This window comes from Thermaurantiacus sp., from assembly GCF_053487655.1.
This window is the reverse complement of sequence record NZ_JBRCLD010000031.1, coordinates 1-12,454: the sequence shown is the minus strand read 5'-3', so window position 1 is coordinate 12,454 and position 12,454 is coordinate 1. Positions and strand designations below refer to the sequence as shown.

The 12,454-nt window shown below is 66.9% G+C and carries 15 protein-coding genes and 1 pseudogene; 8 read left to right on the top strand and 8 right to left on the bottom strand.

Translation table 11 applies throughout. From position 1 onward, the window contains the following. The 7 genes and pseudogenes from ACWIQA_RS03255 to ACWIQA_RS03225 all read right to left on the bottom strand — a co-directional run. Nucleotides 1-345, bottom strand: a pseudogene (locus tag ACWIQA_RS03255) (tRNA (guanosine(37)-N1)-methyltransferase TrmD); the annotation flags it as partial. 268 nt (nucleotides 346-613) lie between these two features. After that, complete coding sequence (gene rimM / locus ACWIQA_RS03250) at nucleotides 614-1,111, bottom strand: ribosome maturation factor RimM (protein WP_448581630.1); 498 nt, start codon at nucleotides 1,109-1,111, stop codon at nucleotides 614-616. Further along, a complete protein-coding gene (gene rpsP / locus ACWIQA_RS03245) occupies nucleotides 1,098-1,493 on the bottom strand; it encodes a 30S ribosomal protein S16 (RefSeq protein ID WP_448581629.1) in 396 nt (131 codons plus the stop codon). The genes rimM and rpsP overlap by 14 nt, the downstream gene beginning before the upstream one ends. Nucleotides 1,494-1,503: 10 nt before the next feature. Then, the gene (gene ffh / locus ACWIQA_RS03240) at nucleotides 1,504-2,928 is read right to left on the bottom strand and encodes a signal recognition particle protein (protein WP_448581628.1); all 1,425 of its coding nucleotides are present in this window, start codon (nucleotides 2,926-2,928) and stop codon (nucleotides 1,504-1,506) included. A gap of 151 nt (nucleotides 2,929-3,079) precedes the next feature. Further along, nucleotides 3,080-4,552: an MFS transporter gene (locus ACWIQA_RS03235; protein ID WP_448581631.1), complete on the bottom strand. Its 1,473-nt coding sequence runs from the start codon at nucleotides 4,550-4,552 to the stop codon at nucleotides 3,080-3,082. A gap of 80 nt (nucleotides 4,553-4,632) precedes the next feature. Further along, entirely contained in the window at nucleotides 4,633-5,088 is a 456-nt protein-coding gene (locus ACWIQA_RS03230) for a hypothetical protein (RefSeq protein WP_448581627.1), read from the bottom strand. An 8-nt stretch (nucleotides 5,089-5,096) separates the two neighbouring features. After that, complete coding sequence (locus ACWIQA_RS03225) at nucleotides 5,097-5,444, bottom strand: DUF6152 family protein (protein ID WP_448581626.1); 348 nt, start codon at nucleotides 5,442-5,444, stop codon at nucleotides 5,097-5,099. A gap of 45 nt (nucleotides 5,445-5,489) precedes the next feature. Here ACWIQA_RS03225 and ACWIQA_RS03220 point away from each other — a divergent pair, with 45 nt between their 5' ends. The 7 genes from ACWIQA_RS03220 to surE all read left to right on the top strand — a co-directional run bounded on the left by ACWIQA_RS03220 (nucleotide 5,490) and on the right by surE (nucleotide 11,160). Then, a complete protein-coding gene (locus ACWIQA_RS03220) occupies nucleotides 5,490-6,233 on the top strand; it encodes a YebC/PmpR family DNA-binding transcriptional regulator (protein ID WP_448581625.1) in 744 nt (247 codons plus the stop codon). Then, nucleotides 6,230-6,730 carry a crossover junction endodeoxyribonuclease RuvC gene (gene ruvC / locus ACWIQA_RS03215; protein ID WP_448581624.1) on the top strand — a complete coding sequence of 167 codons (501 nt, stop codon included), beginning with the start codon at nucleotides 6,230-6,232 and terminating at the stop codon, nucleotides 6,728-6,730. The genes ACWIQA_RS03220 and ruvC overlap by 4 nt, the downstream gene beginning before the upstream one ends. Further along, entirely contained in the window at nucleotides 6,727-7,329 is a 603-nt protein-coding gene (gene ruvA, locus ACWIQA_RS03210) for a Holliday junction branch migration protein RuvA (RefSeq protein ID WP_448581623.1), read from the top strand. Before ruvC ends, ruvA begins: the two co-directional genes overlap by 4 nt. Continuing rightward, nucleotides 7,326-8,354, top strand: a complete 1,029-nt coding sequence (ruvB, locus tag ACWIQA_RS03205; protein WP_448581622.1) for a Holliday junction branch migration DNA helicase RuvB — start codon at nucleotides 7,326-7,328, stop codon at nucleotides 8,352-8,354. Before ruvA ends, ruvB begins: the two co-directional genes overlap by 4 nt. A gap of 170 nt (nucleotides 8,355-8,524) precedes the next feature. Then, nucleotides 8,525-9,124: a hypothetical protein gene (locus tag ACWIQA_RS03200; protein WP_448581621.1), complete on the top strand. Its 600-nt coding sequence runs from the start codon at nucleotides 8,525-8,527 to the stop codon at nucleotides 9,122-9,124. A gap of 9 nt (nucleotides 9,125-9,133) precedes the next feature. Next, entirely contained in the window at nucleotides 9,134-10,402 is a 1,269-nt protein-coding gene (gene serS, locus ACWIQA_RS03195) for a serine--tRNA ligase (protein WP_448581620.1), read from the top strand. Continuing rightward, nucleotides 10,402-11,160 (top strand): 5'/3'-nucleotidase SurE, encoded by a 759-nt coding sequence (surE, locus tag ACWIQA_RS03190; protein WP_448581619.1) that lies wholly within the window; start codon nucleotides 10,402-10,404, stop codon nucleotides 11,158-11,160. Before serS ends, surE begins: the two co-directional genes overlap by 1 nt. Here surE and ACWIQA_RS03185 read toward each other — a convergent pair. Beyond that, nucleotides 11,157-11,906 carry a PEPxxWA-CTERM sorting domain-containing protein gene (locus tag ACWIQA_RS03185; RefSeq protein WP_448581618.1) on the bottom strand — a complete coding sequence of 250 codons (750 nt, stop codon included), beginning with the start codon at nucleotides 11,904-11,906 and terminating at the stop codon, nucleotides 11,157-11,159. The two genes, surE and ACWIQA_RS03185, sit on opposite strands and share 4 nt — an antisense overlap. A gap of 244 nt (nucleotides 11,907-12,150) precedes the next feature. Between ACWIQA_RS03185 and ACWIQA_RS03180 the strand changes: the two genes are divergently transcribed. Then, nucleotides 12,151-12,454 (top strand): LysM peptidoglycan-binding domain-containing protein (locus tag ACWIQA_RS03180; protein WP_448581617.1); only part of this gene is annotated, 304 nt, incomplete at its 3' end.

Genomic DNA, 12,454 nt, shown 5'->3' with positions numbered 1-12,454 from the left:
GCGGCCACACAGCAGGATGACGCCAGGCCCGCCAGCGAGCTCGCGGATACGGCGCTGGGTGAGGCGGGGAGCGCGGGGCGTCGGGGCGAGGACCGGGAGGCCAGGACAGCGGCCGCGCGCGGCATCGACGGCGCGGGCCATCACGTCGACCTTGAGCACCATGCCCGGCCCACCGCCCGCCGGCGTGTCATCGACGGACCGGTGGCGGTCGGTTGCGAAATCGCGAAGCTGCAAGGTCTCGAGCGCCCAGCTGCCCTCGGCAAGCGCCCGGCCGGCAAGGCTCAGACCAAGCGGCCCCGGGAACATCTGCGGGTAGAGGGTGATGACGGCGGCGTGCCAGGTCATGGCCGGCGCTCCCAATCCTAGATCTCGTTGAGCTGATAGACTTGGAGGTCGGGGTGCAGCCCCTTGAAGCTGGCGTCAAAGGTCACCAGCTCCATCTCCAGGGACATGGCGTGGGCGGCGATCAGCCAGTCGGCCCGCAACCGGCCACCAAGGCGCGTCTCGGCGAGAAACCGGCCAGTCGGCAGGCAGGCGCACCGCCTTGCTGTTGCCAGACTTGAAGACGCGGGTGTGGCGGACGCTGGTCATAGCCAATGTATATTCATCGCGGCTATACCCAGTCCAACCAGATCGGGTCGATGACGAGCGGGTCGGCGATCTCGGGCACCGCGTCGGGCGTCAGGGGCACCAGCACGCGGCGGCCGTCGGGGCGTTCGATCTCAAGAACATCGGAGGCGCCATAGTTGGCGATGTCGACCACCCGACCGAGCGCGCGGCCATCGGGTGCGAGGATCGCGCGGCCGATGAGATCGACCCAGTAGATCTCGCCCTCGGCAAGCGGCGGCAGCGCCGAACGTCGGACGCTGAGTTCGAGCCCGCGCAGCGCTTCGGCTCCCGTGCGGTCGGCAATTTCGGCAAAGCGCGCGATCGGTCCCTTGGGTCCGTCGCGAAGAGAAACCAGCGTCAGCACACGGGCACCGGCCTCAAAGCGCGCGTGCGCAGCAAGGCTTTCGAGGCTTTCTGCAAACAGCTTCAGCCGCACCTCGCCCCTGATGCCGTGGGCGCCGGCGATTGCCGCCAGCGCGACGGGAGGGTCAGGCGTCGCCACCCTCAGCCGGAGCCGCGTCGGCCGGGGCTTCCTCTGCTGCGGCTTCCGCGGCTTTGGCAGCGCGGGCTTCCGCACGCTCCCTGGCCTTCTCGCCAGGCTCGCCCTTCTTGGGGTTCACGCGTGGAGCACGCGGGCGAACGCCAGCAGCATCGAGGAAGCGGGCCACTCGGTCGGTCGGCTGCGCGCCTTTGGCAAGCCACACCCGCGCGCGCTCGGCATCAAGTGTCACGCGCTGCTCAGAGTCCTTGGGAAGCAGCGGATTGTAGGTGCCGAGCTTCTCGATGAAGCGGCCGTCACGGGGGGATCGGCTGTCGGCAACGACAATCCGGTAGACGGGGCGCTTCTTGGCGCCGCCGCGGGCAAGCCGGATGGAAAGGGCCATGGAGTATCTCCTACTTCTTGAAACGGAAATTGCCAGGAAGGCCAGGGGGCATCCCCGTGCCGGGTGGCAGAAGGCCGGGCGTGCGCAAAGCTGTGGGGTCCGTGCCGAACATGGCAGCAAGCGCCTTCATCCCGCCCATTTTCTTGAGGCGCTTCATCGCACCTGCCATCTCGGCGTGCATCTTCAAGAGGCGGTTCACCTCCTGGACCGTGGTGCCAGATCCCTTGGCGATCCGGATCTTGCGCCGGGCGTTCAGGATCTCCGGCCGCGCCCGCTCCTTCGGGGTCATCGAAAGGATGATGGCCTCGAGATGGCGAAGCGTATCGTCATTCACTCCCGCCTGCTTCATCGCCGCCTGGGCCTTGCCGAGGCCGGGAAGCATGGAGGCGAGCACGCCGAGGCCGCCCAGCTTTTTCATCTGGCGGAACTGGGCGAGAAGGTCGGTCATGTCAAAGCCGCCCTTGGCCAGTTTTTCGGCCATCTTGCGGGCATCTTCGGCATCGATCGTCTCGGCTGCACGCTCAACCAGGCTGACGACATCGCCCATGCCGAGGATGCGCCCCGCCGCGCGCTCGGGGTGGAAGGGCTCAAGGGCCTCGAGCTTTTCGCCAGTGCCGACAAACTTGATCGGCTTGCCTGTCACTGCACGCATCGAGAGCGCCGCCCCACCACGGGCGTCGCCATCCATGCGAGTCAGGATGACACCTGTGAGCGCCACCCGCCCAGCGAAGCTTGCAGCGACATTGACGGCATCCTGGCCGCTCAGCGCATCGACAACGAGAAGGATCTCATCGGGGACAGCAGAGGCAGCAACAGCTTCCATTTCGGCCATGAGAGCTTCGTCGACATGGAGCCGGCCGGCAGTGTCGAGGAGGAGGACGTCATAGCCCTGCAGATTGGCCGCCTGCAGCGCGCGTTTGGCAATGTCCGTTGGCTGCTGGCCAGCAATAATCGGAAGTGTTGCAATATGCAGCTGCTCACCAAGGATCGCCAGCTGTTGCTGTGCTGCCGGCCGGTTCACGTCGAGCGAGGCCATCAGCACCTTCTTGCGGCGCTTTTCAGCCAGGTGCTTTGCAAGCTTGGCCGTCGTCGTCGTCTTGCCCGAGCCCTGGAGCCCGACCATCATGATGACGGCCGGCGGCGCGACATCGACCGCCATCTCCGCCGTCTCGGAGCCGAGCGTCTCAACCAGGATGTCGTGCACAATCTTGACGACCTGCTGGCCCGGCGTCACGGACTTCAAGACTTCCGCACCAACGGCACGTTCCGTCGCCTTGTCGATGAAGCTTTTGACGACGGGCAGCGCGACATCGGCCTCAAGAAGGGCGATGCGGACTTCGCGCATGGCACCGCGGACCTCAAGCTCGGTGAGCGCGCCTCGGCCGCGCAGCTTGTCGAACACCGCGTTCAGGCGATCGGCCAGGCTCTCGAACATCGTGGTCCCACGCTTCCTTCCGGCCGGCTGCCCGGAAATCAAATGCCAAGCGCGCCGGCGAGCGAAGCCTCGCGGACCGGCGTGCATCCTCAGACGCTCGAAATCGGGTTTCGGGCGAGCTCTATCCGCTAGCCCGGCTGTGAGCGCAATGTCAAGGTGCGCGCCTTCGTGCGGCAAGCGCTGCCAGATTGGCCTCATGATCGGCGCGCTCCAGCCGGTAGAGCGAGAGGATGGCGATCATCGTCATCCAGAGCGACAAGATGACCGGCACATAGACGGCCCCAAGCCGCAGCGAGACGGACTCCGGCACTTGGCCTGGGTCAAGCCCGGCCTCAAGCCCGGCTGCGCCGAGCACCAGCGAGGCCGCCGTCACGCCGATGCCGGTGACCGCCTTCCGGATGAAGCTGATGGCAGCAAAGAACGTCCCTTCCGAGCGGCGGCCAGTGCGAAGCTCGGCCTGCTCGACGAGATCGGCCATCATTGCCGTGGCAAGGATCTGGAAGGCGATGATGAGGCCGACATCGACGATGGTGGCGAGGGCGACCACCCAGAACACCCAGGGGGCCTCGGCAGCAGAAGGCAGAATGCCAAGAAGGCGCAGCACGATCGGGAGCGGTGCGCCAAGGAAGGCGACGAGGCCAGCAAGGATCGCGCCGCGGCGCTTGCCGAAGCGGCGTCCGATCGCGGGGGCGAGAATGCCCCCCAAGATGGCCGAGACGAACACACCGAAGGTGAGCATGGCAATCTGCTCGCTCGAGAAGCGCCAGAAGAAAATGTTCAGATAGAAGGCGAGGCTGGCCGCAAGACCAGTTGCAATGGCACCAAAGATGGTGGCGATGAAGAGCGCACCGAAGGAGCGGGTGCCAAGCGTCTCGCGGACTTCGCGGATAATCCGCACAAGCCCGCCGGGGCGCGAGGGCGGCGGCGGCATGAGCTGGGGGATGCGCGAATGGGTGCCCGCTGCACAGACCATGACGGAGAGGAAGATGAGGAGAGCGCCGATGAGGCCATATACGGAATAGGCCTCCGGGTTGAAGCGGCCGTCGGCAATGGCCGCAGTCGCAAAGGCCGGGAAGATGACGCCAAAGCTCAGCACGGTCATGAAGTTCCCGCCAGTCCAGCCGAAATAGTAACGCAGCGCAATCAGCCCCGAGCGCTGGTCATAATCCTGGGTCAGCTCTGGAGTCAGCGCCGAGCTCGGCACTTCGAAGAAGGTCATGAAGGTGCGGATGGTAACTGCAAGCAGCAGGAGATACCAGAACAAGGCCGTCTGGCTCCAGCCGAGCGGGGGGTTCCAGAGAAACCAGAAGGAGATGGCTAGCGGGAGGGCGGCGGCATACATGAACGGATGGCGGCGGCCCCAGCGAGTCCTGGTATTGTCAGACCAAGTGCCGACGACCGGGTCGGAGATCGCATCACACAAAAGCGCCACAAAAATCGCCACTCCAACCAGGCGGGCGTCAAGACCGACCACTTGGCTGTAGAACAGCAGCAAGAAATAATTGAACCCATTGTCCTTGATGCCATTGGCCACGGCCCCGAAGCCGAAGGCGACGCGGGTGGCAAGCGGAACCGGCGGCGGCGTGGTGCCCCGCGGCGCAGCGGTTGGTGCGTCCTGTGGCAGCGGCTGGTGCAGCGCCGGTTCTCCCTTTCCCGGACGCGAGCCTAGGCGGTGGCTCTGGCCCGGGCAAGCGCTCCCGCTCGTCAGACGTAGGCGATGAAGCGGCCGAGCGTCGCAACGGCGAGCCACAGGACGAGCGAGGCGAGCGCCATGGCTCTCAGCGGAACTCTCGGCTCCCCTCCGCGCCAGCACGCGCGGAACAAGAGCGCGTTCGCAAGCGCGATGGCGATCAGCCCGCCCTTCCACAAGAAGGCGGGGTTGGTGACGAGCGCGCGGGCGTCGGCGGCGAACAGCACCGCACCCGTCAGCGCGCAGACGGCAAGGCCGGCAAGCCCGAGCGGCGTCAGCGCCGCCGAAAGGGTGGCGAGCGGAAGCGCCCGGAAGGCGCCCAGCAGGCGGAGGTCGAGGAGGCCGATGGCACCCACGAGGAGGACGAGGCCGAAGAGGTGGAGCGTGTTGGCGACCGGATAGGCAAGGCCCGAGCCGCGCGCCCACGCCCCGAGCGCCCCGGTCTCGAGCGCGGCGGCGAGCGCCTCCACGCGCCGGATCAGCGAAGCTCGACGGTCTTGCCGCCGACGATGATCCGCTCGATCCGCATTTCCTTCGTGCCGTCCTTTCGCGGATAGCCGATGAGGGTGACGGTCTGGCCTTGCCCGATCATGTCCCGGGTCAGGCCGCGGTTCTCCATCCGGGCGGTGGGGGCGAGGATCACGTCCCATTTCGCGCCCTGCCACATGATCTTCGCGGTGCCATGCGGGTTGGCCCATTCGAGATCGGACAGGACGGCCTTCACTTCGAGCACTTGGGTCGCATCGTAGGAGGACCAGCCATGGTGGGCCACGACGGGCCTGAGCGGAAGGGCAGCGAGGGCGAACGCAGCGAGAATGGCGCGCACGGCGGTTCCCTTTTCAAGGTTGCACGGCGCGGGTAGAGCCGTGCCATGGCAGGTCATTCCAAGTTCAAGAACATCATGTATCGCAAGGGCGCGCAGGATGCCAAGCGTGCGCGCTTGTTCTCGAAGCTCGCCCGCGAGATCATGACAGCAGCCAAGACCGGCAACAGCGACCCGGCCTTCAATCCGCGCCTCAGAGCTGTGATCGCAACAGCGAAGGCTGCCTCCATGCCCAAGGAGAACATCGAGCGCGCGCTCAAGAAGGCTGAAGGCAATGACGCCGAAGTCTATGAAGAGATCCGCTACGAGGGGTTCGGGCCCGGAGGTGTTGCACTCATCGTCGAGGCGCTCACCGACAACCGCAACCGCACGGCAACCGACGTCCGCACCGCCTTTGCCAAGAACGGCGGCAATGTCGGTTCAACTGGCGCGGTCTCGCACCAGTTCGATCGCATGGGGCTCATCACCTATCCCGCCTCGGCGGGAAGCGCAGACGCTGTCTTCGAGGCCGCGCTTGAGGCTGGTGCAACAGATGTGGAGTCGAACGAGGCCTTCCACGAGATCTGGACTGCCCCCGAGGCGCTCCATGAAGTGGCGAAGGCGCTCGAAGCTCGGCTGGGCGAGGCAGAAGGCGCAAAGCTTGCCTGGCGGCCGCACAGCCTGGTTGAAGTCTCGGCCGAGGACGCAAGGATGCTCATCAAGCTCATCGACGCGCTTGAAGAGTCCGACGATGTCCAGGCGGTCTATGGCAACCATGACATGACCGACGATGTGGCGGACGCGCTGGCGTGACTGGTGGCAGACCGGTCCGGCTGCTGGGGCTCGACCCCGGTCTCGCCCAAACCGGCTGGGGCGTGATCCTGGTCGAAGGCGCGCGGCTGGGCCATGTGGCGCACGGCGTGCTCGCAACCCTGACCACCGACCCGCTGCCGCAGCGGCTGGCCACCCTCCACTGCGGCCTTGCCGACGTGATCGCCCAGCACGCGCCTGATGCAGTTGCCATCGAAGAAGTGTTCCAGAACCGCAACCCGCAGTCGACGCTGAAGCTTGGCGAAGCGCGCGGCGTGGCGCTGCTTGCCGCCGGGCTCGCTGGCCTTGTCGTGCACGAAGTGGCAGCCCGGTTCGTCAAGAAGGCGCTGACCGGCACTGGTGCTGCCGAGAAGACGCAGGTGGCCTACATGGTGCAACGGCTGCTGCCCGCCGCCGGCGCCGTCGCGGCGGATGCGGCCGACGCGCTTGCCGTTGCCATCGCAGCCGCCGGCACGCTCAGGCCGGGTCTTGCTGCGTGATCGCGCTGCTTGCTGGCACGGTTGCAGCGCTCGGCGCTGATCATGCCGTCATCGAAGTGGGTGGAGTTGGCTATCTGGTGCAGGCCTCCGCCCGCACTCTTGCCCGGCTTGCTCCAGATACCGCAGTGCGCCTTTTGATTGAGACGCATGTGCGGGAAGATGCGATCATGCTCTTCGGCTTTGTCGATGAGGCCGAGCGCGCGTGGTTCCGCCAGCTGACGAGCGTGCAAGGCGTGGGCGGGCGGCTTGCGCTTGCCATTCTCTCCACCCTCGCCCCTGCTGACCTTGTCCGCGCGATCGCGATGGAGGACAGGGCAGCGCTGGCGCGGGCACCGGGGGTGGGGGCGAAGCTGGCGGCACGCCTCGTGACCGAGCTCAGGGGCGCAGTACCGGCCGGCCCGGTCGCCACCAGCGGGGATGCCGGGCCCGCCCTGCAGCCCGCGACCGGAGCTGTCGGCGAAGCGCTTTCGGCGCTTGCCAACCTCGGCTTCCGCGGGACCGAGGCGGCGGCCGCGGTCGCTGCGGCCGAAGCCGCGCTCGGCGCGGATGCCGGGACCGCTGCCCTCATCCGCGAGGCGCTGAAGCGGGCAGCGCGATGAGCGACCTCACCTCCGCCGCACCGCAGCCCGCGGACCCGGATTCGGCGCTGCGGCCCCGAACGCTTTCCGAGTTCGTCGGCCAGGCCGCCGCGCGGGACAATCTGCGCGTCTTCATCGATGCTGCGCGCGGGCGTGGCGAAGCGCTCGATCACCTGCTGCTGGCCGGACCGCCGGGGCTTGGCAAGACGACGCTCGCCCAGATTGTCGCGCGCGAACTGGGGGTGGGCTTTCGCGCAACCTCGGGGCCCGTCATCGCTCGTGCCGGCGATCTTGCGGCTCTCCTCACCAATCTCGAACCCCGCGACGTGCTTTTCATCGACGAAATCCACCGCTTGCCGCCAAGCGTCGAGGAGATCCTCTACCCGGCGATGGAGGACCGCGCGCTCGACATCATGATCGGCGAGGGGCCCTCGGCGCGCGCCATCCGGATCGACCTTCCGCCCTTCACGCTGGTGGGCGCAACCACGCGCGCCGGCCTCGTCTCCCAGCCCTTGCGGGATCGCTTCGGTATCCCGGTTCGCCTCGTCTTCTACTCAGAAGAGGAGCTGTTCCTGGTGGTCAGGCGGGCGGCAGCGCTGCTTGGCATGGCGCTCGCCGAGGATGGCGCGCGCGAGATCGCCCGGCGCGCGCGGGGAACCCCCCGAATCGCCGGGCGCCTCCTGCGCCGGGTGCGCGACTTCGCTGCCGGTCGCAGTGAGCCGATTGACGCCGCCTTTGCCGATGCCGCCCTCACTCGGCTTGAAGTCGACCGGCTCGGGCTCGACGCCCAGGACCGCCGCTATCTCTGGATGCTTGCCGACCTCTACCGCGGCGGTCCGGTTGGCGTGGACACGCTTGCCGCCGGCCTTTCCGAAGCGCGCGACACGCTTGAGGATGTGATCGAGCCTTTCCTGCTCCAGTCCGGGCTCATCGGCCGGACTGCGCGCGGCCGGGTGCTGAACCCACCGGGCTGGGCCCACCTTGGCCTCAAACCGCCGCCAGAGGCAGCCGCTGCCCAGCCCGATCTGCCACTCGATGAAGCGTAGCAGCAACTGGGGCCGGGCTGGCTGACGGCGAGTTACTGCGAAAGCTCGCAAAAGCAGCGCTCCTTCGCCCGTCACTTGCCTTCGTGAAGAGGCCGTTTGCGCAAAGATTTCGGCCAGGCGCTGGCGGCGGGCAGGTCACGCCGGCTGTGCCCGTCCCGCTGCCGCGTGGGATGATGGACGTAAGGCTTCGCCTCATTCCTTACGCCAACGGCAGCATGGGGCTTGAAATGCAGGACTTCGAGGGCACCCCATTCTACTGGCCAACTCTCCCTTTCAGCCCGGCCTGGCTTGCCGATGTGCTCCCCAACGAAGAGGTGCCAGAACATGTCGTTGCCATCAAACCGTCAGCGCTCCGGAGCGGGATGGTCGATGCCCTCATCGCAGCCGGTCTCCTGACCGACTTGGGGCTCGAGGTTGCAGCCGAGCGGACCTATGCGCGCCTCATGCGGGTCGAGTTCCGCGCCGCCCAAAAGCTTGCCGCAGCAGCCATGCGTGACGCGCCGGAAGTTGAGCCCTACCGCCTTCGGCCCCTGACCGTGCCGCCGGCCTGGAAGCCCGCCTGCCAGCGTATCCGCCAGGCCCTGCGGCGCCGCGGCATCGACGTCTGCGAAGCGGACGCCATGCTCGCCTGGGCACTCGAATCGGGTGCGGTCGGCAAGATGCCCCGGCCGCTGCCGGCAACTGCCGAGCAGGTCGCAACCGCCCTTGCTCCCTGGTTCGTCAAGCAAGAGGGAATGCCCCCTCGCCTTTTTGGAGGTCCCGCGCCATAGGGCGCGGCCATGCATGACCTGAAGGCGCTGCGCGCCGATCCAGCCGCCTTCGACGCTGCGCTCGCCCGCCGCGGCATTGCCCGCGCATCGGATGCGGTGATCGAGGCTGACAAGGCGCTGCGCACCATCCAGACCCTGCTCCAGGCCGATCTTGCAAGACGCAATGACGCATCAAGAGCAATCGGCGCTGCAATGGCGCGCGGAGCGCTTGCCGAGGCTGAGGGGCTGAAGGCCGAAGTGGCAGCCCTCAAAGACCGGATTGCCGCGGCCGAAGCTGCCGAGGCCGGAGCGATGGAGCGAGTCGAGGCGCTCGCCAGTCAATTGCCCAACCTGCCGGCCGAGGATGTGCCCGATGGCGCCGACGCAGGCAGCAATGTCGAGGTGAAGCGCTGGGGCGAGACGCCGACCGGCGGGCTTGCACATGATGCGCTCGCCGCGCGCCTCGGCTGGAACCCGGATGCAGCTGCGCGCATTGCGGGCAGCCGCTTTGCCGTGCTTGAAGGCGGACTTGCCCGGCTGCACCGTGCGCTTGGCCAGTTCATGCTCGACCGGGCGGTCGCGGCCGGCTGGCGCGAGACCGTCGTGCCCTTGCTGGTGCGCGAGCCGGCCATGTTCGGGACAGCACAGCTCCCCAAGTTCCGTGACGACCAGTTCGAGACGGTGGATGGCCGCTGGCTCATCCCGACCGCCGAAGTCAGCCTGACCAACCTGGTGCGTGAGCGGGTTCTTGACGAGGCAAGCCTGCCGCTGCGCGTTGCGGCACTCACCCCCTGCTTCCGGCGCGAGGCTGGCGCTGCCGGCAAGGACACCCGCGGGCTCATCCGCCAGCACCAGTTCGAGAAGGTGGAGCTGGTGACCATATGCACGGCCGAGCAGGCGGAAGCCGAACATATGCGGATGGTGGAAGCCGCCGAAGCAGTTCTTGAAGCGCTGTCACTTCCCTACCGGCGGATGCTGCTGTGCGCTGGCGACATGGGCTTTGCGGCCCGGCGGACCTTCGACCTTGAAGTGTGGCTTCCGGGCGCAGGCCAGTTCCGCGAAATCTCGTCCATCTCCTGGTGTGGCGACTTCCAGGCCCGGCGGATGGACGCCCGCGTGCGTGCGGCCGGCGAGAAAGGCACGAGGTTCGTCCACACCCTCAACGGCTCGGGAGTTGCCGTTGGCCGGGCGCTGGTTGCCGTCCTTGAGAATTTCCAGGAGCCCGACGGCAGTGTCACCATCCCGCCGCTGCTCCGCGCCTACATGGGCGGGCTCGAAACCCTCAAGCCGGAGGCCTGATGCGCATTCTTCTCACCAACGACGACGGGATCAATGCGCCTGGTTTTGCAGCGCTTGAGCGGATTGCCCGCCAGCTCTCGGATGATCTGTGGTTCGTCGCTCCTGCCGAGGAGCAGTCGGGCGCCGGCCATTCCCTCACCTTGACCCGCCCCCTGCGGGTGCGCGAGCTCGGGCCCCGCCGCTTCGCTGTCGCTGGAACGCCGACCGATGCCGTCATGATGGCGCTTGGCAACCTCATGAACGGCGAGCGGCCCGATCTCATCCTCTCGGGCGTGAACCGGGGCCCCAACCTCGCTGAGGATGTGACCTATTCCGGCACCGTCTCTGCTGCCATGGAAGGGACGCTCGCTGGCGTGCGCTCGATTGCCCTCTCGCAGGCCATGGCCGACTATACGCACGGGCAGGAAAGTTTCGCCGCTGCCGAAGCCATGGGGGCCGACATCATCCGCCGGGTCGCCGCCTCAGACTGGGGCGAGGGCGTGCTTCTCAACATCAACTTCCCTGCCCGTGCGAAGCCACTCGGCGTGCGGGTGACAAGGCAGGGCTTCCGCGACTATGGCCATATAAGGATCGACGCCCGGATCGACCCCAGGGGCTTTCCCTATTACTGGTTCGGCTATGGCCGGGAAGTCGAAACGCCCGGCCACCGCACCGACTTGGAAGCCGTGCGCGAGGGCTTTGTCTCGGTCACGCCGCTCCACCTTGACTTGACCCACCGCGAGACGATGGGCACCCTCATGGCGGCGCTGGAGCGCTAGGCGGCGGCCAGCTTCCTCCGGCGGGCCGCCGCGCCGACAAGGCCGAACCCGGCAATCAGCATCGCCCAGGTCGCCGGCTCGGGGATGACTCCGCCCCTCGAGGAAATCTCGACCGAAAGGTCGTCGAGGACGAGCCCTATATTGTCGCTCGGTGCACGGAGGTCATCCGCATTGCCCCAATGGACCAGCCGGATGAAGAAAACGCCTTCAGAGCCGGCGCGGAAGCGGATGCCCCACGGCTCGAAAGGGTCCCCGCTGTCGAGTACGGGAAGGAAGCCGGTGCCGCCGATAAAGCCAAGCCGGTCTTCTGGATCTGTGTAGCCCCTTGGGCCCCGAAGGAATTGCACTCCAAGAAGATCGACAGGGGTCGCGGAAGGGCCGGAGAAAAAGAACAGGGCGCTTACACGGTCCCGCCCATCCCCACGCTGGCTCCCGCTCAGCCAGAAGATGGCATCGACATTATCGCCTGGGGAAAAGGCAAACCTTCGCGACTCTAGTATTCCAGCGTGCCCGGTCGAGCCATCCAGGTCAACGCAATAGTTGCCCGAGCGGCAGCGGATGCCGTATTCGCCGGATCGTATCAGATCAACCGTCCCACTGACCACAATCCAGTTGGCAAAGCCCGCATAGTTCAGGATCGAGCCACCGCTGGTCTCGCCTTCGAACCCGTCGAAGAAGCTGAGCGCGGAAGCAGGCGAAGCGGCGGCAAGGATGGCAGCAGCAAGGGCAGGAACGAAACGCGACATAGGACTCCTCCTTCACCTCATCTTCCCTCCTCACTGCAAAAAACGTTCCAACTTGGGGAACCTGGTGGTTTTCTCTGGATTTCAAGGGGTTAGATTACGAGGCCGGCCCTGATCCGGGCCGCGACTGTCAGAAATTTTGACAGTCCCGGCCCCAATCCGGGCCGCGACTGTCAAAGATTTTGACAGTCTCGCGTTGCCGGCTCCCGGCTTGGCCGGGCCTGGCCTGCCTCGTAAGGAGCGCGCAATGCTGCGTTCGGCCCTCCTCCTTCTCCTCCTTGCTGGCTGCGCCACACGCGAGCGGCCGCAGCCGCCGCCGGCACCACGGGCGCCCATCGCGCAAGCCAAACCGGTGCCAGCGTGGAAGCCGGTGCCGGCAGTCGCTGATGGCAAGCCGGTCCCGGGGGGCCGGGCGCATGTGGTAAAGCCGGGCGAGACGGGGCTTGCGATCGCCCAGGCCTACAAGGTGCCGTGGCGGGAGATTGCCGCCGCCAACGGGATCGGCTTCGATTCGGTCATCCGGGTGGGCCAGACGCTGTTCGTGCCGACGG

Excerpts from the sequence above, each read along its gene's own strand:
- rpsP (WP_448581629.1), bottom strand. The coding sequence starts at position 1,493 with ATGGCCCTTTCCATCCGGCTTGCCCGCGGCGGCGCCAAGAAGCGCCCC.
- ffh (WP_448581628.1), bottom strand. The coding sequence starts at position 2,928 with ATGTTCGAGAGCCTGGCCGATCGCCTGAACGCGGTGTTCGACAAGCTG.
- ACWIQA_RS03185 (WP_448581618.1), bottom strand. The coding sequence starts at position 11,906 with ATGTCGCGTTTCGTTCCTGCCCTTGCTGCTGCCATCCTTGCCGCCGCT.
- surE (WP_448581619.1), top strand. The coding sequence starts at position 10,402 with ATGCGCATTCTTCTCACCAACGACGACGGGATCAATGCGCCTGGTTTT.
- serS (WP_448581620.1), top strand. The coding sequence starts at position 9,134 with ATGCATGACCTGAAGGCGCTGCGCGCCGATCCAGCCGCCTTCGACGCT.
- ACWIQA_RS03200 (WP_448581621.1), top strand. The coding sequence starts at position 8,525 with ATGATGGACGTAAGGCTTCGCCTCATTCCTTACGCCAACGGCAGCATG.
- ruvB (WP_448581622.1), top strand. The coding sequence starts at position 7,326 with ATGAGCGACCTCACCTCCGCCGCACCGCAGCCCGCGGACCCGGATTCG.
- ACWIQA_RS03220 (WP_448581625.1), top strand. The coding sequence starts at position 5,490 with ATGGCAGGTCATTCCAAGTTCAAGAACATCATGTATCGCAAGGGCGCG.